At 69.0% G+C, this 18,892-nt stretch carries 30 protein-coding genes; 2 read left to right on the top strand and 28 right to left on the bottom strand.

Features of this window, described 5'->3' with window-relative positions; translation table 11 throughout:
• Window positions 1-759: 759 nt before the first annotated feature.
• Window positions 760-2,349, bottom strand: a complete 1,590-nt coding sequence (gene eccB, locus LWP59_RS03275) for a type VII secretion protein EccB (protein ID WP_144643269.1) — start codon at window positions 2,347-2,349, stop codon at window positions 760-762.
• Between the two features lie 161 nt (window positions 2,350-2,510).
• A complete protein-coding gene (locus LWP59_RS03270; protein WP_186383465.1) occupies window positions 2,511-2,741 on the bottom strand; it encodes a hypothetical protein in 231 nt (76 codons plus the stop codon).
• 56 nt (window positions 2,742-2,797) lie between these two features.
• On the opposite strand from LWP59_RS03270, the gene eccE reads away from it, so the two are divergent.
• Complete coding sequence (eccE, locus tag LWP59_RS03265; protein ID WP_186383464.1) at window positions 2,798-3,970, top strand: type VII secretion protein EccE; 1,173 nt, start codon at window positions 2,798-2,800, stop codon at window positions 3,968-3,970.
• 100 nt (window positions 3,971-4,070) lie between these two features.
• Window positions 4,071-4,793 (top strand): hypothetical protein, encoded by a 723-nt coding sequence (locus LWP59_RS03260; protein WP_144643268.1) that lies wholly within the window; start codon window positions 4,071-4,073, stop codon window positions 4,791-4,793.
• Between the two features lie 45 nt (window positions 4,794-4,838).
• Here LWP59_RS03260 and truA read toward each other — a convergent pair whose 3' ends face one another.
• From truA to rplP, 26 genes are all read right to left on the bottom strand, one after another.
• Window positions 4,839-5,681 carry a tRNA pseudouridine(38-40) synthase TruA gene (gene truA, locus LWP59_RS03255; protein WP_373299904.1) on the bottom strand — a complete coding sequence of 281 codons (843 nt, stop codon included), beginning with the start codon at window positions 5,679-5,681 and terminating at the stop codon, window positions 4,839-4,841.
• A 62-nt stretch (window positions 5,682-5,743) separates the two neighbouring features.
• A complete protein-coding gene (rplQ, locus tag LWP59_RS03250) occupies window positions 5,744-6,322 on the bottom strand; it encodes a 50S ribosomal protein L17 (RefSeq protein ID WP_144643266.1) in 579 nt (192 codons plus the stop codon).
• Window positions 6,323-6,393: 71 nt separating this feature from the next.
• Entirely contained in the window at window positions 6,394-7,455 is a 1,062-nt protein-coding gene (locus tag LWP59_RS03245) for a DNA-directed RNA polymerase subunit alpha (RefSeq protein WP_144643265.1), read from the bottom strand.
• Between the two features lie 91 nt (window positions 7,456-7,546).
• The gene (gene rpsD / locus LWP59_RS03240) at window positions 7,547-8,152 is read right to left on the bottom strand and encodes a 30S ribosomal protein S4 (protein WP_144643264.1); all 606 of its coding nucleotides are present in this window, start codon (window positions 8,150-8,152) and stop codon (window positions 7,547-7,549) included.
• A 23-nt stretch (window positions 8,153-8,175) separates the two neighbouring features.
• Window positions 8,176-8,580 (bottom strand): 30S ribosomal protein S11, encoded by a 405-nt coding sequence (gene rpsK / locus LWP59_RS03235; RefSeq protein WP_144643263.1) that lies wholly within the window; start codon window positions 8,578-8,580, stop codon window positions 8,176-8,178.
• Window positions 8,581-8,599: 19 nt separating this feature from the next.
• Window positions 8,600-8,797, bottom strand: coding sequence for a hypothetical protein (locus tag LWP59_RS03230; RefSeq protein WP_144643262.1), 198 nt, complete (start codon window positions 8,795-8,797; stop codon window positions 8,600-8,602).
• Window positions 8,794-9,174 (bottom strand): 30S ribosomal protein S13, encoded by a 381-nt coding sequence (gene rpsM / locus LWP59_RS03225; protein ID WP_144643261.1) that lies wholly within the window; start codon window positions 9,172-9,174, stop codon window positions 8,794-8,796. The genes LWP59_RS03230 and rpsM overlap by 4 nt, the downstream gene beginning before the upstream one ends.
• Before the next feature lie 209 nt (window positions 9,175-9,383).
• Window positions 9,384-9,497, bottom strand: coding sequence for a 50S ribosomal protein L36 (rpmJ, locus tag LWP59_RS03220; RefSeq protein WP_004558882.1), 114 nt, complete (start codon window positions 9,495-9,497; stop codon window positions 9,384-9,386).
• Between the two features lie 33 nt (window positions 9,498-9,530).
• Window positions 9,531-9,752: a translation initiation factor IF-1 gene (gene infA / locus LWP59_RS03215; RefSeq protein WP_004558881.1), complete on the bottom strand. Its 222-nt coding sequence runs from the start codon at window positions 9,750-9,752 to the stop codon at window positions 9,531-9,533.
• Between the two features lie 212 nt (window positions 9,753-9,964).
• Complete coding sequence (map, locus tag LWP59_RS03210; RefSeq protein WP_144643270.1) at window positions 9,965-10,759, bottom strand: type I methionyl aminopeptidase; 795 nt, start codon at window positions 10,757-10,759, stop codon at window positions 9,965-9,967.
• Window positions 10,760-10,785: 26 nt separating this feature from the next.
• Window positions 10,786-11,340 (bottom strand): adenylate kinase, encoded by a 555-nt coding sequence (locus LWP59_RS03205; protein WP_144643260.1) that lies wholly within the window; start codon window positions 11,338-11,340, stop codon window positions 10,786-10,788.
• On the bottom strand, window positions 11,337-12,644 hold the full coding sequence (secY, locus tag LWP59_RS03200) for a preprotein translocase subunit SecY (RefSeq protein ID WP_144643259.1): 1,308 nt from the start codon (window positions 12,642-12,644) through the stop codon (window positions 11,337-11,339). The genes LWP59_RS03205 and secY overlap by 4 nt, the downstream gene beginning before the upstream one ends.
• Window positions 12,645-12,886: 242 nt before the next feature.
• Window positions 12,887-13,534, bottom strand: coding sequence for a hypothetical protein (locus LWP59_RS03195; protein ID WP_144643258.1), 648 nt, complete (start codon window positions 13,532-13,534; stop codon window positions 12,887-12,889).
• Window positions 13,535-13,656: 122 nt separating this feature from the next.
• Window positions 13,657-14,100 (bottom strand): 50S ribosomal protein L15, encoded by a 444-nt coding sequence (gene rplO, locus LWP59_RS03190; RefSeq protein WP_144643257.1) that lies wholly within the window; start codon window positions 14,098-14,100, stop codon window positions 13,657-13,659.
• The gene (rpmD, locus tag LWP59_RS03185) at window positions 14,097-14,282 is read right to left on the bottom strand and encodes a 50S ribosomal protein L30 (protein ID WP_144643256.1); all 186 of its coding nucleotides are present in this window, start codon (window positions 14,280-14,282) and stop codon (window positions 14,097-14,099) included. Before rpmD ends, rplO begins: the two co-directional genes overlap by 4 nt.
• A 1-nt stretch (window position 14,283) precedes the next feature.
• Complete coding sequence (rpsE, locus tag LWP59_RS03180; RefSeq protein ID WP_144643255.1) at window positions 14,284-14,928, bottom strand: 30S ribosomal protein S5; 645 nt, start codon at window positions 14,926-14,928, stop codon at window positions 14,284-14,286.
• Window positions 14,929-14,964: 36 nt separating this feature from the next.
• Window positions 14,965-15,366 carry a 50S ribosomal protein L18 gene (gene rplR / locus LWP59_RS03175; RefSeq protein ID WP_144643254.1) on the bottom strand — a complete coding sequence of 134 codons (402 nt, stop codon included), beginning with the start codon at window positions 15,364-15,366 and terminating at the stop codon, window positions 14,965-14,967.
• 3 nt (window positions 15,367-15,369) lie between these two features.
• Window positions 15,370-15,909: a 50S ribosomal protein L6 gene (gene rplF / locus LWP59_RS03170; protein WP_144643253.1), complete on the bottom strand. Its 540-nt coding sequence runs from the start codon at window positions 15,907-15,909 to the stop codon at window positions 15,370-15,372.
• A gap of 16 nt (window positions 15,910-15,925) precedes the next feature.
• Window positions 15,926-16,324: a 30S ribosomal protein S8 gene (gene rpsH / locus LWP59_RS03165; RefSeq protein WP_144643252.1), complete on the bottom strand. Its 399-nt coding sequence runs from the start codon at window positions 16,322-16,324 to the stop codon at window positions 15,926-15,928.
• A gap of 82 nt (window positions 16,325-16,406) precedes the next feature.
• Window positions 16,407-16,592 (bottom strand): type Z 30S ribosomal protein S14, encoded by a 186-nt coding sequence (locus LWP59_RS03160; protein WP_091505019.1) that lies wholly within the window; start codon window positions 16,590-16,592, stop codon window positions 16,407-16,409.
• 3 nt (window positions 16,593-16,595) lie between these two features.
• A complete protein-coding gene (gene rplE, locus LWP59_RS03155; protein WP_144643251.1) occupies window positions 16,596-17,159 on the bottom strand; it encodes a 50S ribosomal protein L5 in 564 nt (187 codons plus the stop codon).
• Window positions 17,159-17,473 (bottom strand): 50S ribosomal protein L24, encoded by a 315-nt coding sequence (rplX, locus tag LWP59_RS03150; protein ID WP_144643250.1) that lies wholly within the window; start codon window positions 17,471-17,473, stop codon window positions 17,159-17,161. Before rplX ends, rplE begins: the two co-directional genes overlap by 1 nt.
• A 2-nt stretch (window positions 17,474-17,475) precedes the next feature.
• Window positions 17,476-17,844: a 50S ribosomal protein L14 gene (rplN, locus tag LWP59_RS03145; RefSeq protein ID WP_091505022.1), complete on the bottom strand. Its 369-nt coding sequence runs from the start codon at window positions 17,842-17,844 to the stop codon at window positions 17,476-17,478.
• 72 nt (window positions 17,845-17,916) lie between these two features.
• Window positions 17,917-18,222 (bottom strand): 30S ribosomal protein S17, encoded by a 306-nt coding sequence (gene rpsQ / locus LWP59_RS03140; RefSeq protein WP_144643249.1) that lies wholly within the window; start codon window positions 18,220-18,222, stop codon window positions 17,917-17,919.
• Window positions 18,222-18,470 carry a 50S ribosomal protein L29 gene (rpmC, locus tag LWP59_RS03135; RefSeq protein ID WP_144643248.1) on the bottom strand — a complete coding sequence of 83 codons (249 nt, stop codon included), beginning with the start codon at window positions 18,468-18,470 and terminating at the stop codon, window positions 18,222-18,224. The genes rpsQ and rpmC overlap by 1 nt, the downstream gene beginning before the upstream one ends.
• Window positions 18,470-18,889, bottom strand: a complete 420-nt coding sequence (rplP, locus tag LWP59_RS03130) for a 50S ribosomal protein L16 (RefSeq protein WP_144643247.1) — start codon at window positions 18,887-18,889, stop codon at window positions 18,470-18,472. Before rplP ends, rpmC begins: the two co-directional genes overlap by 1 nt.
• Between the last annotated feature and the right edge of the window lie 3 nt (window positions 18,890-18,892).

Raw genomic sequence — 18,892 nt, 5'->3', positions numbered from 1 at the left:
TGGTGTGGGTTGGTGGCGGGGTGGCGGCACGGCTGGGTGGCGCCGGTGGGGGTCGGTGTCGGGCTTTCGGCGCGACTGGGCCAGTGGTGCGGGTTGGGGGTGCCGTCGGCCCGGCGGCGCGGGTCCGGGGTGGCCATTGGACCGATGATGCGCCGATTCCGGCACGGCTGGGCCACTGGCGCCACTACGGGCGCACGGTTGGCCCAACGACGCAGCCGTGTGAGTCGCGATTGGACCGGTGGCACACGAATTCCGGCACGGTTGGGCCAGTGATGCCGCTGCGGTGCGCGCGACTCGCCCACTGACGGCTGAGCGGGATCGCCGTTGGCGAAATGGTGCGAAAATCCCGGCTGATTCGCTGCCCCAGCGGCCCATCGCCAGCGCATCCCACCGGCATGGCACACCTGTCCTCCGGCGGGGGGCACGCCACCTGAAGGCAGCTACATCAACACGAAAGCGCACAAGTCACGGCACGACCGGGTCAAGTACGCCCGAAAGACCCCGGCAAAAGCCCGGCCCCATCGCCAGGACCGAAGTCCCCGGCAACCCGCTAGGACCGAACTGCCCGGCGCCAACAGCCCGGCAACCCCCGCCAGGAACGAAGTTCCCGGCAACCCCGCCCGCGCCGAACGCCCGCCACCGAAATGCCCGGCATCGAACTGCCTAGCCCCATCGCCAGGACCGAACTGCCCGGCCCCACCGCCAGGACCGAACGCCCGCCACCGAACTGCCCGACACCCCAACCGGGGCACCGAAACGTCAGCCGCCGCCGGTGGGTTGGGTTGCGGCTTGGCTTTGGGGCGGCGGGAAGGTGCCGGCGTTCGGGCTGACCGGGATGTCGTCGTAGCTCTTCCGTGCGTCGGTCGCGTTCAACGAAGACCCGCTGGGCAGCAGCTGGAGGATCGTGTCCGGCGCCGGCCTCGGGCCCGGGTTCGCCAGGCCGAGGCCCTGCAGCGTGTTCGCGTTCGGAATGCCGTAGAACAGCCCGTTGTCGGTCACCAGCCCCATCGGGCCCTTGCCGAAGGACTCGGCCGTCGTGGCGGACTGGACCACGGCCGCGCGACCCGGGGGCATGTAGAAGTGGTCGATCTTGAGTCCGGTCGGCCCCGGCTTGCCGATGTCGATCAGCTTCGCGTTCGCCGGGGTGGGCAGCTGCGCACCGACGGAAACCACCGTGTGCGGCTGGTTGTTCACGATGTTCCAGCCGAGGCACGTCGTCGGGAACTTCAGCGGGTCGAGGATCGTCGGCACGACCGACGGCATCGTGGTGACCTGCAGCGCACCGGCGTCGGTGGGCTGGATCTGCGTGATGCCGTTGATCTCATCCGGGCTGAGCAGCGGGATGTTCTTGCTGCCCGACTGCGACGCGCGGATCAGGTCACCGACCGCCGGCGACACCTTCTGGATGCCGTTCGACAGCACGACGAACACGTCCTGCGCCCCACTCGTGCTGTTCACCTTGAAAACGCTGCCGACGCGCAACCCCTCGGACTGCAGCTGCGAGAAGCTCGACGGGGCCCCCTGGTTCGGCGCCGTCGGCGGCGCGAGCGGCGCCACCTCGGGGATCGAGTTCAGCAGGCCGATCGAAATGGACCGGACCTGCTGCGGGCTCAGGTGGAACACCGACAGCACCGCGGCCTCGAACGGGTTGACCTCGGCCCGCACCGTGTTCGCGTTGGGATCGTTCGGATTGTTGGGCAGCCGGTAGATCAGGTAGAACTTCTGGTTGTCCGCCTTGGCGAGCACGGCCGAATCGGTCGACAGCTCGGCGCCGAGGTTCGGCACTCCCGCGTAGACCGTGGTCTCCAGCTTCGCCTGCTGCAGCTGCACCGAGTCCGGCAGATCCTTGTTGAGCGCGAGGTTGTCACACACGCCCCAGTCGTCACTGGTGCGCTGGCTCGCGGTGGGCAGCAGCTGCGGACCGTCGACGATGCCAGTGCGCCGGTTGTGCGGGATGTCCTTCAGCGAGTCGTCGGGCACGACGACCGGGTCGGCGGCCTGCGCGGCGCCGCCCTGGGCCTGGGACATCAGCAACAGCCGCGCCGAGGCGAGGTTGAACGTCGGGGTCAGCGACCTGGGGTTGCCGGAGACGACGTAGATCGTGCCGGACTCCTTGCCGATCACGATGCCCGAGTCCGGCACCGCGGGCGACGGGCTGATGAGGCCGAAGATCACGAACCCGACCACGCCCAGCAACCCGAGGATGAACCCGACGAGTGTCGCCCGGCCGTGCGTCCGCATCGGATCGTGGAGCATGACCGAATCGCGCCGGACCAGGGCGGACTGCATGCGGCGCAGGACGAACCGGTAGGCCTGCACCTGAGATTTGGTTGTCGGTGTTGACGGCATTCTCGACCTACAGCTCCCCGAGTCGCGGTACGGTTCCGCAGGATAACCGTAGGAGAACCGTACTGGTGCGGGTTTCGGGGAACTTGGGCCGGGCCAGCCGCTAGTGTCGGATTCGCTTTCGGCAGCAGTACTACGAGGGGAAGAGAAAGCGCGGATGTCCGTCACCACGCCGCCACGACCGGGCGGGCCGCCTGGCTCGCCGCCGCCCCGGCGACCGGCGGGTCCGCCACCCCGGCAAGGCGGGCCGGGTGGCCCCGCGGGTGGCCCGCCGCCGCGCGGACCCGGCGGACCAGGAGGCCCCGGTGGGCCCGGCGGACCGGGAGGGCCTGGCGGACCCGGTGGTCCTCCCCCGGCGCGGCCGCCGCAGCCGGCAGGCGGAGCGACCCCGGCACCGATCGCGCCGCCCGCGCGCCGTCGGCGTACCGGCGCGAGCCTCGGGCCGCTGCCGGTGGTCAACCTGGTCGTGCTCGAGGTGGGCCTCGCGATCGGGCTGGTCCTGCTCGCGATCAACAAGTCCCTCTTGTACGTCGGCGTCGGCATCGCCGGGGCCGCGCTGCTGATCGCGATCATCCGCTGGCGTGGCAAGTGGTTCACCCAGTGGTTCGGGCTGACCCTGCGCTACCTGTTCCGTTCACACGACCGGGTGGCGACCCCGGCCCCGCCGAAGGTCGAGCCGAACCAGGACGAGACGGTCACCGGCCCCGAGGACGCGCGGGTCAGCCTGCTGCGCCTCGTCGTGCCGGACCTCGTGGTGGCGCACGGCACCGACCACGAACGCCAGCAGGTCGGCCTCGCCTGGCACGACGGCACCTGGACCGCGGTACTGCTGGTCGAGCCGGCCCCGGCGCTGATCACCCAGGCCGGTGGCGCGCCCAGCCTGCCGCTCTCGGCGCTCGCGCCGTGTCTCGAGGATCGTGGCGTGGTGCTCGACTCCATCCAGGTCATCTGGCACACCTACCCGGGCAGTGCGGCGCTGCCGTCGGAGTCGCCCGCGCTCAGCTCGTACATGGAGGTGCTCGGCCCGCTGCCCGCGGCCGCCCGGCGCACCACGTGGGTGGCGATCCGGCTGGACCCGCGGCGCTGCCCGGCGGCGGTGCGGGAGCGGGGCGGCGGCGTGGTCGGCGCACACCGCGCGTTGATCGGCGCCCTGTCCCGCGTGCGCAACGCCCTGGAGTCCCGCGGCGTGCCGACGCGACCGCTGGACCCGGACGAGCTGCTGCGCGCGGGCATCTCCGCAGCCGAGCTGACCGCCGTCGCGGGCAGCGACGCCAGGACCAGCCTGCGCGAGCACTGGACGAGCGCGACCGCGGCGGGCATCGGCCATGCCAGCTACGCGATCACGAGCTGGCCGAAGGGCAAGATCACGAGCAGCCTCAACGCGCTGACGAGCGTGCGGGCGCTGTCCGCGACGGTGGCGCTGTCGATCTCCCCCGCCGACGACGAAGGCCAGATCGGGCTGCGTGGCGTCGTCCGGATGAGCGCACGCAACCCGCGTGAGCTGGACGCGGCCGACGACAGGCTCTCGACGCTGGCCGGCAGGGTCGGTGTCTCGCTGACGCCGCTGCGGGGCCTGCAGGTCGAAGGGCTCGCGGCGACCTTGCCGATAGGAGGGACGGCATGAGCACTGACGACCGCAGGGAGGAAGCGCTCCCATCGACACAGCGCCGTCGTGCCTCATGGGCGTCGTCGCGAACCGAGGTACGAGGGAAGCGAGGACGCCCATGAGCCTCCGACTGCGGGACCCGGGCCGGAACAACGGTGTCGCGCCGGAGTTCACTGTGGACCCGAAGCTGCTCGACGCGGTCAGCCCGTCGGGTGACCGCGGCGGGATCGTGGTGGGTTCCGGGCTCAACGGCGAACCGCTGACGATCTCCGCGTTGCGCGCGATGCCCACCCGCATCGTGCTCGTCGGTGGTCTCTACCTCGCGCGGCAGGTGGCGCTGCGCGCCATGGCGGTCGGGGCGTGGGTGGTCATCGCGACCGGGCGCCCGGCGGCGTGGCAGGTGCTGCCGCAGGCCGCGGGCACCGGACCGAACGGGCGGCCGTCGCCGCTGGCACAGATCCGGCGGCTCTCGCCCGTCGAGCTGCCGCGGCCCTCGGAGGACGCGCCGCTGCTCGTGGTAACCGACGGCGGCCCGACGCCGCAGGACCTGTTCCCCCCGCGCTCGCCATGGCAGACGACGGTCTACGTGCTGCCGTACCTGCACCCGCAGGCCACGACCATCGCGAACGCGGCGGACATCGTGCTGATGCAGCGGCTGCCGGTCGGCCAGGCGGAGCTCGCGGCCCGGATCTGGCGGCTGCCGCCGCAGATGATGCGCCAGCTGACCACGCTCAAGGACGACCAGGTGGTGGCGCTGGGCGCGAACCTGTGGCGCCCGCTGCGCCTGGTCACGACGGCGAAGGAACAGCAACTGCTGGGCCCGGTCCGCCGCGGGGACTGAGCGAGCGACACCGAAACGGGGGCCTGCGGGCCCCCGTTTCGGGTTTCAGAGCGCGTCGGAGGCGGGTCGCACGGCGCGGGTCTGCTCGGCCCGCGCCGCCAATTCCTCGTCCGGGGGGTAGTCCACGGCGACGAGCGTCAGGCCGTGCGGTGGCGCCACGGCGCTGCCACGGACATGGCTGCGCAGCACGGACGCGGGCCAGTCCGGCGCCCGGCGCCCGTCGCCGACGAGCAGGAGCGCGCCCACCAGGCTGCGCACCATCGAGTGGCAGAAGGCATCGGCGGAGACCTCGGCCTCCACGAGATGCGTGTCCAGCCGGCGCCAGGCGAAGCGCTGCAGCTCGCGGATGGTGGTGCTGCCCTCGCGTTGCTTGCAGAACGCCGCGAAGTCCCGCAGTCCCAGCAGAGCCTCGGAAGCCTGGTTCAGCGCGTCCACGGACAGCGACCGCCCCCACCCCAGGGTGTCCCGGCGCAGCAACGGATCCACGCCCCACGGGGCGTCTGAGATGCGGTAACGGTAATGCCGCCGCACGGCCGAGAAGCGCGCGTCGAAACCCGGCGGCGCCACGCGTGCCGAGAGCACCCGGATGTCGCCCGGCAGGTACCGGTTCCACCGGTGGCACATCCGCTGCAGGTCCGGAACCCCGTGCTCGTCCACCGCCAGCCGCCCGGACGGACCCGCCAGCGGCACCACGTCGACGTGCACGACCTGGCCGCTTGCGTGCACCCCGGCGTCGGTCCGCCCGGCCACCACCACCGACCTGGGCACCGACTGCCCCGGCGGCTGCTTGGCCAGCGCGTCCTCGAGCAACCCCTGCACGGTGCGCCGCCCCGGCTGACGGGCCCAGCCGGAGAAGTCCGTACCGTCGTAGCTGACGTCCAGGCGCAGACGAACGAGCCCGCCCTCCCCGGGGGGAGAAGCGGGCTCGTTGCCTGAAGCGAACTCTGCCGTCAGGACTCGTCCTTCTTGGAAGACGCGGCCTCGGCGTCCGACGCCTCGTCGGCACCCTCGGCCGGCTCCGCGGTGGCCTCGGTGGTCGCGGAGGTGGGGGCCTCGGCGTCCTGGTCCGGGGTCTCCTCGGCGACGGTGGTCTCCTCGGCGGGAGCCTCCGTCTTGGCCTCGTCCTTGGCGAACCGGGTGCTGCGTGCCTTCTCGGCCTCCGCGGTCACGGTCTTCTCGGCCACCAGCTCGATGACCGCCATCGGGGCGTTGTCGCCCTTGCGCGGGATCGTCTTGGTGATCCGGGTGTAACCGCCGGCGCGCTCGGCGAAGAACGGGCCGATCTCGACCAGCAGCTTGTGCACCACATCCTTGTCGCGGATGACCCGCTGGATCTGGCGCCGGTTGTGCAGGTCGCCGCGCTTGGCCTTGGTGATCAGCTTCTCGGCGAGCGGACGCATCCGGCGAGCCTTGGCCTCGGTGGTGGTGATCTTGCCGTGCTCGAACAGCGACGTGGCCAGGTTCGCCAGCATCAACCGCTCGTGGGCCGGCGATCCACCGAGACGGGGGCCCTTCGTGGGGGTGGGCATTGCTTCTCCTCGTTCAGCTTCGCGGCTGGCCGCGCCCGTCCACTATGGAAGATCCACAGTGGACGAACGGGTTACAGCTGCTCCGTCTCTGCGTAGTCCTGGCCGTCGTCGTGGCCAGCATCGGAAATACCGTCGACGCTGTCGGACCAGCCTTCGCCGTCGTAGCTGGCGGCGGCGGCCGTCGGGTCGAACCCGGGCGGGCTGTCCTTGAGCGACAGGCCCAGACCCACCAGCTTCAGCTTGACCTCGTCGATCGACTTGGCGCCGAAGTTGCGGATGTCGAGCAGGTCCGCCTCGCTGCGCGAGACCAGCTCGCCCACCGTGTGGATGCCCTCGCGCTTGAGGCAGTTGTACGACCGGACCGTGAGGTCCAGGTCCTCGATCGGCATCGCGTAGGCGGCGATGGTGTCCGCCTCCTGCGGCGACGGGCCGATCTCGATGCCCTCGGCGTCGACGTTCAGCTCGCGAGCGAGACCGAACAGCTCCACCAGCGTCTTACCGGCCGACGCGACCGCGTCCCGGGGCGTGATCGACGGCTTGGTCTCCACGTCCAGGATCAGCTTGTCGAAGTCGGTGCGCTGCTCGACACGAGTCGCCTCGACCTTGTAGGTGACCTTGAGCACCGGCGAGTAGATCGAGTCGACCGGGATCCGGCCGATCTCGGCGCCGGCCTGCTTGTTCTGCAGGGCGGGCACGTAGCCGCGGCCGCGCTCGACGACCAGCTCGATCTCCAGCTTGCCCTTGCCGTTCAGCGCCGCGATGTGCAGATCCTGGTTGTGCACGGTGACGCCCGCCGGCGGCACGATGTCCGCCGCGGTGACCTCACCAGGGCCCTGCTTGCGCAGGTACATGGTGACCGGCTCGTCCTCCTCGGAGGACACGACCAGCTCCTTGAGGTTCAGGATGATGTCGGTGACATCCTCCTTCACCCCCGGGACGGTGGTGAACTCGTGCAACACCCCGTCGATGCGGATGCTCGTGACCGCCGCGCCCGGGATGGACGACAGCAGCGTGCGCCGCAGCGAGTTGCCGAGGGTGTAGCCGAAGCCCGGCTCCAGCGGTTCGATGGTGAACCGGGACCGGGTCTCGTTGATCGGCTCCTCGCCGAGGGCCGGTCGCTGTGAAATCAGCACTTTCCTGTTTCCTTTCCTGCCGGCGCCCGCCATATGACGCCGAAAGGGGTGGCGAAGCGGCGGCGCGCGGGATGCGCGCCGCCGCGGTCGATCACTTCGAGTAGAACTCGACGATCAGCTGTTCCTGCACCGGAACCTCGATCTGGGCACGCTCGGGGAGCTGGTGCACCAGGACGCGGAGGTTCGACTGCACGACCTGCAGCCAGGCCGGGATCGGGCGGTCGCCGAAGGACTCCTTGGCGGCCACGAACGGCAGCATCTGCAGCGACTTGGGCCGCACGTCGATGATGTCGAACTTCTCGACCTGGTAGCTGGGGATGTTCACCTTGACGCCGTTGACCAGGAAGTGGCCGTGGGAGACCAGCTGCCGGGCCTGACGGCGGGTGCGGGCGATGCCCGCGCGGTAGATCACGTTGTCCAGGCGGGACTCGAGGATCTGCAGCAGGTTCTCACCGGTCTTGCCCTGACGGCGAGCGGCTTCCTTGTAGTAGCGACTGAACTGCCGCTCGAGGATGCCGTAGGTGTGCCGGGCCTTCTGCTTCTCCTGCAGCTGGAGCAGGTATTCGCTCTCCTTGACCCGGCCGCGGCCGTGCTGGCCGGGCGGGTAGGGGCGACGCTCGAAAGCCTGGTCGCCGCCGATGAGGTCGACCTTGAGACGCCGCGAGATACGAGTCGCGGGGCCGGTGTAGCGAGCCATGTGTTCTTACTCCTCCCCGTTCCTCAGACCCGGCGCCGCTTGGGCGGGCGGCAGCCGTTGTGCGGCTGCGGGGTCACGTCCTGGATGGTGCCGACCTCGAGACCGGCGGCCTGCAGCGAGCGGATCGCCGTCTCGCGGCCCGAGCCCGGGCCCTTGACGAAGACGTCGACCTTCTTCATGCCGTGCTCGGCCGCCTTGCGGGCGGCGTTCTCGGCGGCCATCTGGGCGGCGAACGGGGTGGACTTGCGGGAGCCCTTGAACCCGACGTGGCCGGAAGAGGCCCAGGCGATCACCGCACCGGTCGGGTCGGTGATCGACACGATCGTGTTGTTGAAGGTGCTCTTGATGTGCGCGTGACCGTGCGCGATGTTCTTCTTTTCCTTCCGCCGGACCTTCTTGGTCCCGGCGGTACGAGACTTCGGTGGCATGTGTGGGTGCTTCTCCTCGTTAGCGCGAGTTGTCGGTTCGCTCGGCGGCGGCGGCGATGCGCGCTTCCTGCTGACCGCGCCGGATCACGGAACCGGCGTCGGTGTACAGGTCGCGCAGGGCCATCGGGCGGGCGTAGAGAGCCTTCGGCGATACACATGAGGTCCGCGAGAGGCGCTGACCGCCCATCTGCACGACCTTCTTGCCATGAACGCTCACTTCTTGCCAGCCTTCTTCTTGCCGGCGACCGTCTTCTTCGGCCCCTTGCGGGTACGGGCGTTGGTCTTCGTCCGCTGGCCGCGCACGGGCAGCCCGCGGCGCCAGCGAAGGCCCTGGTAGGTGCCGATCTCGATCTTCCGCCGGATGTCGGCGTTCACCTCGCGGCGAAGGTCACCCTCGACCTTGAAGTTCTCTTCGATGTAGTCCCGCAGCTTGACGAGGTCGTCGTCGGAGAGGTCCCGCACCCGGGTGTCCGGGTTCAGGGCCGCCGCCGAGACGAGCTGCTTCGAGCGGGTACGGCCGATGCCGTAGATGTAGGTCAGCGCGATCTCCAACCGCTTTTCGCGGGGGAGGTCTACGCCGGCGAGTCGTGCCATGGGCGCTGATGCTCCTTCGTGGTTTCTTCTCGCTCCAGGTGTGCTCCCCGCCCGGTTCCGGGACCGACTCGCTGTCGTGCCACCCGCTTGCGCGGTTGGTGTCCCGGCCCCGGCCTGGAGTCCGGGGGTGTGCCGTGCCGCTCGCGCGGCCCGGCAGGTGCGGGGAGGGTTTTCTCGCTGTCAGTCCGCTCTGCGCGGAGTGCTCGCGATCAGCCCTGACGCTGCTTGTGCCGCAGGTTCTCGCAGATCACCATGATCCGGCCGTGGCGGCGGATCACCTTGCACTTGTCGCAGATCTTCTTGACGCTCGGCTGAACCTTCACGTCTCCTGCTTCCTTATGCGTTGCTCACCGTCATCACTTGTAGCGGTAGACGATGCGACCACGGGACAAGTCGTAGGGCGAGAGCTCCACGACGACCCGGTCCTCCGGCAGGATGCGGATGTAGTGCTGCCGCATCTTGCCGCTGATGTGCGCCAGGACCTTGTGGCCGTTCTCCAACTCGACTCGAAACATCGCGTTGGGGAGTGGCTCGACCACGCGACCCTCGACCTCGATGGCCCCGTCTTTCTTAGCCATGTCCTCCGCGTTTCGTGATATTGGTTGAGCACCGAATGCCTGCCTTGGTGGTGCCGGCACACACGCCACCCCGACTCCAAAGCCGCAAACATTTTCACGAGCGCGCTGGAACCGGCGTGATGAGTACGCCGACTAGACAGTCTACGCACTCCGTGTCGCGCCGTGCGAGGCGGGGGGAGGTGTGTTAAGCGGACCGCCACCAGGCGGTCATCTCAGGCCGTTTCGGGCCCGGTGAGCACGCGGGGGCCGTCGGCGGTGATGGCGACGGTGTGCTCCCAGTGCGCGGCACGGGACCCGTCGGCGGTGACGACGGTCCAGCCGTCCTCGAGCTCGACGGTCTCGCTGGTGCCGCCGGTCAGCATGGGCTCGATGGCCAGCGCCATGCCCACTTCGAGCCGCGGGCCCTTGCCCGGCTTGCCGATGTTCGGCAGGAACGGGTCCATGTGCATCTCGCGGCCGATGCCGTGCCCGCCGTACTCGACGATCTGGCCGTACTCGACCCCGTCGGCGGCCGATGCGGCGTCCGCGGCGGTCTGCACGGCGTGCGAGATGTCGGTGAGCTTGGCGCCGGGGACGGCGGCCTTGATCCCGGCCCACATGGCCGCCTCGGTGGCCGCGGACAGCGCCAGGTCCGCCTCGCTGACCGAGCCGATCGCGAGCGTGACGGCGGAGTCGCCGTGCCAGCCGTCGAGGATCGCACCGCAGTCGATCGAGATCAGGTCACCGTCGCCCAGGACCGTGCTCTTCGCCGGGATGCCGTGCACGATCTGGTCGTTCACCGACGCGCAGATCGAGGCGGGGAAGCCGTGGTAACCCTTGAAAGAGGGCACCGCGCCGGCGTCCCGGATGGTCTGCTCGGCGAGCTCGTCGAGCTCGGCGGTGCTCATCCCGGGCTTGGCCGTCTCGGCCAGCAGGGCGAGGGTGCGCCACACCACCAGACCCGCGGCCCGCATCGCCTCCAGCTGGGCCGGGGTCTTGACCTCGATCGAGTTTCGCCTTCGCAGCAGTCTCAACACCTGAAACGCTTTCCAGCTCACCGGCGCTCGCGCAGGGCGTCGAGCACCCGGCCGGAGACCTCGTCGACCGAGCCGACGCCGTCGACCTTGATCAGGATGTCCTTGTAGTAGTCCAGCAGCGGGGCGGTCTCCGAGACGTACACCTGCTGGCGGCGCCGGATGACGTCCTCGGTGTCGTCCGAACGGCCGCGCGAGAGCAGCCTGTTCACCACGACGTCCTCGGGCACCTCGAGCTGGATGACGGCGTCGAGCTTCTGGTTCGACTCCCCGAGCAGATGGCCCAGCACCTCGGCCTGCTTGGTGGTGCGCGGGAACCCGTCGAGCAGGAAACCGTGCTCGGCATCGGGCTCGGCGAGCCGCTCGCGCACCATCTCGTTGGTCACCGTGTCGGGCACGAGCTCGCCCGAGTCCAGGTACCGCCTGGCTTCCTCACCCAGCGGGGTGCGCTCGGAGACGTGCGCGCGGAACAGGTCGCCGGTGGAGATGTGCGGCACCCCGAGCTTCTCCGAGAGGGCGACCGCCTGGGTACCCTTCCCCGCTCCGGGCGGGCCGACAAGAACCAGGCGCGTCATCGCAGAAACCCTTCGTAGTTGCGCTGCATCAGCTGGCTTTCGATCTGCTTCACGGTGTCGAGCCCGACACCGACCATGATCAGCACAGCTGTCCCGCCGAACGGGAAGCTCTGGTTGTTCCCCTGCTGGGTCATCGACAGGAAGAAGTTCGGCAGGATCGCGATGACGCCGAGGTAGATCGACCCGGGAAGGGTGATCCGGCCCAGTACGAAGCTCAGGTACTCGGCGGTCGGCCTGCCCGGGCGGATGCCCGGGATGAAGCCGCCGAACTTCTTCATCTCCTCCGCACGCTCGTCCACGTTGAACGTGATCGTGATGTAGAAGTACGTGAAGAAGATGATCAGGGCGAAGTACAGCAGGATGTGCACCCAGCTGCCCTGGTTGACCACGTAGTTCTGGAGGAAGACCTGCCAGCCGGAGGAGCTGGTCGGGTTGCCCACCAGCCGGCTGATCAGGTCCGGCAGGTACAGCAGCGAGGAAGCGAAGATGACCGGGATGACACCGGCCTGATTGACCTTGATCGGCAGGTAGGTCGAGGTCCCGCCGTACATCCGGCGGCCGATCATGCGCTTGGCGTACTGCACCGGGATCCGGCGCTGGCCCTGCTCCACGAAGATGACGCTCGCGATGATCAGCAGGCCGAACACGCAGACGAAGGCGAAGACGAGGCCGCCCTGGCTGTTGAGGATGTTGATGCCCTCGGCCGGGATGCGGGCCGCGATGTTCAGGAAGATCAGCACCGACATGCCGTTGCCGACGCCGCGCTCGGTGATGAGCTCGCCCAGCCACATCATCACGGCCGTGCCCGCGGTCATCGTGATGACGATGATGGCCAGCGACCAGATGCTGTTGTCCGGGATGATCGACGCGGTGCAGTTCGGGAACAGCTGGCCGCGGTCGGCGAGCGCGACGACGCCGGTGGCCTGCAGGATCGCCAGCGCGATCGTCAGGTACCGGGTGTACTGCGTCAGCTTGTTCTGACCGGACTGGCCTTCCTTCTTCAGCTCCTCGAAGCGCGGGATCACGACCGTGAGCAGCTGGACGATGATGCTCGCCGTGATGTACGGCATGATGCCGGTGGAGAAGATCGACAGCTGCAGGAGCGCGCCGCCGCTGAAGAGGTTCAGCAGCGAGTAGATGCCCGATGAGTCGGCCTGCGCGCCACACGTCTGCACGTTGGGGTAGGAGATCCCGGGTGCCGGCGTGACCGCACCGATCCGGTAGACGGCCACGATCAGCAACGTGAACAGGATCTTCTTGCGCAGGTCCGGCGTAGCGAGAGCCGAGCGGAAGGCGCTGAGCACGCGGGGGACCTCCTCGGCGTCGCCGACGGGTGTCGCCGGCGATCGGCTTGGCCGGCACGGTGGCCGGCAGGAACACAACTGCCTGGCGGGCAAGCCAGGAACGCTTCAGGACAGACTTGTCCCGCAGCGTGTTGCCGACTCTAACAGCCGGGCGCCCACCCACTTCACCGCAGGTTGCCTTTGGCGGCCGCCGACCTGCCCGGCAGTACCAGCGGGGCGGCGCGGTCCGGGGCGGACGGGCGTCAGGGTTGCGGCGGGGACGGCGGGAAGTCGTTGTGCGGGGTGGTCATCTCGGGTGCCGGCCGGCGCGGCGGCAGCGCGAACAACACCGCCGCGGCGATGGCCAGCAGAGCCGCGACGAGCTCGAGCCAGAATCCCGCCGCGGGGCCCGCGGCGGCGCCGTAGCCGGCATTGCCGGCCGCCGTGCCCGTCGGCCGGATCGTTTCCGACAGGTTGACCACCTGCGCCGCGACGGTGACGACCGTACCGGTCAGGAAGGCCGCCGCGACGGAGCCGGCCAGGACGGCGGCCGACCGCGCCCAGGCGGGCGCGAACCGCGGGGCGGCGAGGATGCCCACGATGGCAGCCACGACCAGCAGGCAGCCCGCGATGGTCAGCGGGATGCCGTTCTGCGCCGTCCCGCCCGGGGTCGCCACCGGCGTGGGCTCCCCGGCGGGCGCGTGGGCGTCGAGGTCCCAGCCGGTGACCGCCAGTGTCATCACCGGACGGCCGAGGTAGGTCAGCTCCCCGGACACCAGCGACAGGAACGAGCCGACGATCGCCAGCACCGCGGCCACCACCGCCGCGAGCACGCCCAGCAACCGCGCGACCAGCCACGAGGACTGTCTGCGAGCAGGAACGTCCTCGGCCGGCACCGCCCCCTCCGTCATCACCCGATCCTGACACCGCGGATGCCCCGGCCCCAGCACGGCGCCGTCACGATCATCCGGCGCCGGAAAAGCGAAACGGCCCGCCGGGGTGCACCCGGCGGGCCGTTCCTATCGGTAAAGCGTCAGGCCGTGGTGGCGGTGCCACCGGCGGCTTCGAGCTTCTCCTTGGCCGAGGCGGAGAAGGCGTCGGCGGTGACGTTCAGCTTGACGCTGACGTCCCCGTTGCCCAGCACCTTCACCAGCTTGCCCTTGCGGACGAGGCCGCGAGTGGCCAGGTCCTCCTTCGACACGGCGCCACCGTCGGTGAACACCCGGGCGATGTCGCCCACGTTCACCGGCTGGTACTCCGTGCGGAACCGGTTCTTGAAGCCACGCAGCTTCGGCAGCCGCATGTGGATGGGCATCTGCCCACCCTCGAACCCGGCGGGCACGTTCTTGCGAGCCTTGGTGCCCTTGGTACCGCGGCCCGCGGTCTTGCCCTTCGAGCCCTCACCACGGCCGACCCGGATCTTGTCGCGCTTGGCGCCGGGCGCCGGGCGCAGGTGGTGGATCTTGATGGCGGTCATGCCTGCACCTCCTCAACTGTCACGAGGTGACGCACCGTGTGGATCAGGCCACGGACCTGGGGGGTGTCCTCCCGGACCACGGACTGCCGGATCTTGTGCAGGCCGAGGGTCCGCAGCGATTCCCGGTGGTTCTGCTTCGTGCCGATCTTGCTCTTGACCTGGGTGACCTTGACCTGAGCCATGTCAGACCCCCTGTCCCGCACGCTGGCGCAGCATCCGGGCCGGCGCGACGTCCTCGAGCGGCAGGCCACGGCGGGCCGCCACCTCCTCGGGACGCTGCAGGCCCTTCAGGGCCGCCACGGTCGCGTGCACGATGTTGATCGCGTTGTCACTGCCGAGCGACTTGGACAGCACGTCGTGCACGCCCGCGCACTCCAGCACCGCGCGCACCGGGCCACCGGCGATCACACCGGTACCGGCGCTGGCCGGACGGAGCAGGACCACACCGGCGGCGTCCTCACCCTGGATCGGGTGCGGGATGGTGCCGGCGATCCGAGGAACGCGGAAGAAGTTCTTCTTCGCCTCCTCGACGCCCTTGGCGATCGCCGCGGGCACCTCCTTGGCCTTGCCGTAGCCGACGCCGACCTGACCGTCGCCGTCGCCGACGACCACCAGTGCGGTGAAGCTGAAGCGACGGCCACCCTTGACCACCTTGGCGACGCGGTTGATCGCGACCACGCGCTCGAGGTGCGGGGTCTTCTCCTGGCCGGCCCCGCCACGGCCACTGTCGCGACGGTCCCTGCGGTCCCGGCGGTCACCGCGGTCGTTGCCGCCCTGACCGCCCGGTCCGCCCTGCCCGCCGCCGAATTGCCGTGTACGTCCCGGCATCAGGCTTTCCTTCCATTCACGTGCTCGTGCATCGGACTAGAACTCCAACCCGCCCTCACGGGCGGCGTCGGCCAGCGCCGCGATGCGACCGTGGTAGCCGTTGCCACCGTGGTCGAACACGACACCCGAGATGCCCGCGTTCTTCGCACGGGCGGCGACCAGCTCGCCGGCCTTGGCGGCCTTGGCCTTCTTGTCGCCTTCCACGGCGCGCACATCGGCCTCCATGGTCGACGCCGCGGCCAGCGTGTGGCCGGTCAGGTCGTCGATCACCTGGACGTAGATGTGCCGCGAGGACCGCTTGACCGAGAGCCGCGGCCGCTGCGCGGTGCCGCTGATCTTCTTGCGGAGCCGGAAGTGCCGACGCGTCTTCGCGACGCGGCGCCGGGTCGAAACGTCCTTGCCGATCGGCTTCCGCGTAGTTGCTGCCGTTTCAGTCATGGCCTACTTACCCGTCTTTCCGACCTTGCGACGGATGCGCTCACCCTCGTAGCGCAGCCCCTTGCCCTTGTACGGGTCGGGGCGGCGCAGGCGACGGATCACCGCGGCCGTCTGGCCGACCTGCTGCTTGTCGATGCCGGACACCGAGAACCGGGTCGGGGTCTCCACCTTGAAGGTGATGCCCTCCGGGGCCTCGATCAGCACCGGGTGGCTGTAGCCGAGGGCGAACTCGAGGTCCTTGCCCTTGGCCTGCACGCGGTAACCGACACCGTGGATCTCGAGCTTCTTCTCGTACCCGTCGGTCACGCCCACCACCAGGTTGTTCACCAGGGTGCGGGTGAGGCCGTGCAGTGCCTTGCTCTCGCGCTCGTCGTCAGGCCGCTTCACCTGCAACGTGCCGTCCTCGTCGCGCTCGACGATGATCGGCTCGGCGATGGTGTGCGACAGGGTGCCCTTGGGCCCCTTGACCGCGATGTGCTGGCCGTCGATGGTCACCTCGACCCCGGAAGGGACGGGAATCGGCAGCTTTCCGATACGTGACATGCCTACTCTCCCTTCCTCACCAGACGTAGGCGAGGACTTCCCCGCCCACGCCGTTGCGCTTGGCCTGCCGGTCGGTCTGCAGACCGCCGGACGTCGAGATGATCGCGATGCCGAGGCCGCCGAGCACGCTGGGCAGCTCGGTGGACTTGGCGTACACCCGAAGCCCCGGCTTGGACACCCGGCGCAGACCCGCGATGCTGCGCTCGCGGTTGCGGCCGTACTTCAGTTCGACGACGAGGTTCTTGTGCTTCTCGCCCGGCTCGGAGCGGTAGCTCGCGATGTAACCCTCGCGCTTGAGGATCTCCGCGATGTTCGCCTTGAGCTTCGAGTGGGGCAGCACGACCTCGTCGTGGTACGCCGAGTTGGCGTTGCGCAGACGAGTCAAGAAGTCTGCGATCGGGTCGGTCATCGTCATGGTGACCTGTCAACCTTTCTCGCCTGGTTCCCGCGGACGGACCGTGGGCCTGTGGCGAAGTGGGAGCCTGAAAGTTCTTGGATTACCAGCTGGACTTGGACACGCCGGGCAGTTCGCCCGCGTGCGCCATCTCGCGCAGGCACACCCGGCACAGTCCGAACTTGCGGAAGACCGAGTGCGGCCGGCCACAGCGGTTGCAACGGGTGTAGGCGCGCACCTTGAACTTCGGCTTGCGCGCGGCCTTGGCGATCAGTGCCTTCTTGGCCATGGCTTAGGCCTCCCTGAACGGAAAGCCGAGCTTGCGAAGCAACGCGCGGCCCTCGTCATCGGTGGTAGCGGTGGTCACAACGGTGACGTCCATGCCGCGGGGGCGGTCGATGGCGTCGGGGTCGATCTCGTGGAACATCGACTGCTCGTTGAGACCGAAGGTGTAGTTGCCGTTGCCGTCGAACTGCTTCGGCGAAAGCCCGCGGAAGTCACGGATACGCGGCAGCGCGATGCTCAGCAGCCGGTCCAGGAACTCCCACATGCGGTCCCCGCGCAGCGTGACGCGGGCGCCGATGGGCTGGCCCTCGCGCAGCTTGAACTGCGCGATGGACTTGCGCGCCTTGCGCACCTCGGGCTTCTGCCCGGTGATGGTGGCCAGGTCGCGGATGGCGCCCTCGATCAGCTTGCTGTCCCGCGCGGCGTCGCCGACGCCCATGTTGACGACGACCTTCACCACGCCAGGGATCTGGTGCACGTTGGCGTAGCTGAACTCCTTCTGGAGGTCGCTCTTGATCTGCTCGCGGTAGCGGGTCTTCAACCGCGGCACGATTTTCTCTGCGGTCGTCATCAGATGTCCTTACCGGTCCTGCGCGCGACGCGAACCTTCTTGCCGTCCTCGCCGACGCGGTAGCCCACGCGGGTCGGCTTGCCGTCCGAGTCGACGACCATCACGTTCGACACGTGGATCGCCGCCTCCTGGGTGACGATGCCGCCCGACTGCGCGCCCCGCTGGGTCTGGGTGATCCGGGTGTGCTTCTTGATCCGGTTCACGCCCTCGACCAGCACGCGCTGCCGCTCCGGGTAGGCCTGGATGACCTTGCCCTTGGCGCCCTTGTCCTTGCCCGAGATGACGACGACCGTGTCGCCCTTCTTGACCTTCATGTTCAGAGCACCTCCGGAGCCAGCGAGATGATCTTCATGAACTTCCGGTCGCGCAGTTCACGGCCGACCGGACCGAAGATACGGGTCCCACGCGGCTCGTTGTCGTTCTTGATGAGCACCGCGGCGTTCTCGTCGAACCGGATGTAGGAGCCGTCCGGGCGACGCCGCTCCTTCACCGTGCGGACGACGACGGCCTTGACCACGTCACCCTTCTTCACCCCGGCAGCCGGGATGGCGTCCTTAACGGTGGCGACGATGATGTCGCCGATACCCGCGTAGCGCCGCCCCGAACCGCCGAGCACGCGGATGCAGAGGATCTCCTTGGCACCCGTGTTGTCGGCGACTCGCAGTCGCGACTCCTGCTGGATCACGTCAACTCCTGTATGTCTCGCCGGTTCTCGCTCTGGCGAGCCTGGCGGAACGGATAGGGAACGAGCCCCTGCTTACTTGGCCTTCTCCACGACTCGCACGAGCCGCCACCGCTTGGTGGCCGACAGCGGGCGGGTCTCCATGAGAATCACGCGGTCGCCTTCGCCGGCGGTGTTCTCCTCGTCGTGCGCCTTCACCTTGCTGGTGGAGCGGACGACCTTGGCGTACCGGCGGTGCTTCTTGCGGTCCTCGAGCTCGACCACGATGGTCTTGTCCATCTTGTCCGAGACCACGTAGCCCTCGCGGACCTTGCGGTAGTTACGACCGCTCTCCGCGCTCTGCACCGGCTGCTTCGCGAGCTCTTCGGTCTGCTCACCCATCAGGCAGCACCCTCTTCATCTTCGCCGTCGGGGGAGACGGACAGGCCGAGCTCCCGCTCACGCATGATCGTGTAGATCCGCGCGATGTCGGTGCGCACGGTGCGCAGCCGACGGTTGTTGTCCAACTGCCCGGTGGCCATCTGGAAGCGGAGGTTGAACAGCTCCTCCTTGGCCTCCTTCAGGCGCAGCACGAGCTCCTCGTTGGTGAGCTCGCGCAGCTCCGAGGGAGCGACTCCGGCTTTCGCCATCAGAACTCACCACCTTCACGGGTCACGATGCGGCACTTCATGGGCAGCTTGTGGATCGCGCGACGCAACGCCTCGCGGGCGGTCTGCTCGTTCGGGAAGCTCATCTCGAACATCACGCGGCCCGGCTTGACGTTGGCGATCCACCACTCCGGCGAACCCTTACCGGAACCCATGCGGGTTTCGGCCGGCTTCTTGGTCAGCGGGCGGTCCGGGAAGATGTTGATCCAGATCTTGCCGCCACGCTTGATGTGCCGGGTCATGGCGATACGAGCGGACTCGATCTGCCGGTTGGTCACGTAAGCGTGTTCAAGCGCCTGAATGCCGTACTCGCCGAAGGTCACCTTCGTGCCGCCCGTGGCGGCACCGGTGCGCTTCGGGTGGTGCTGCTTGCGGTGCTTGACCTTGCGTGGGACGAGCACGCC

The sequence above is a fragment of the Amycolatopsis acidiphila genome (genome assembly GCF_021391495.1).
Lineage (GTDB): Bacteria > Actinomycetota > Actinomycetes > Mycobacteriales > Pseudonocardiaceae > Amycolatopsis_E > Amycolatopsis_E acidiphila.
Note: the sequence above shows the minus strand (reverse complement) of the source record. Positions and strands in the feature narration are given on the sequence as shown.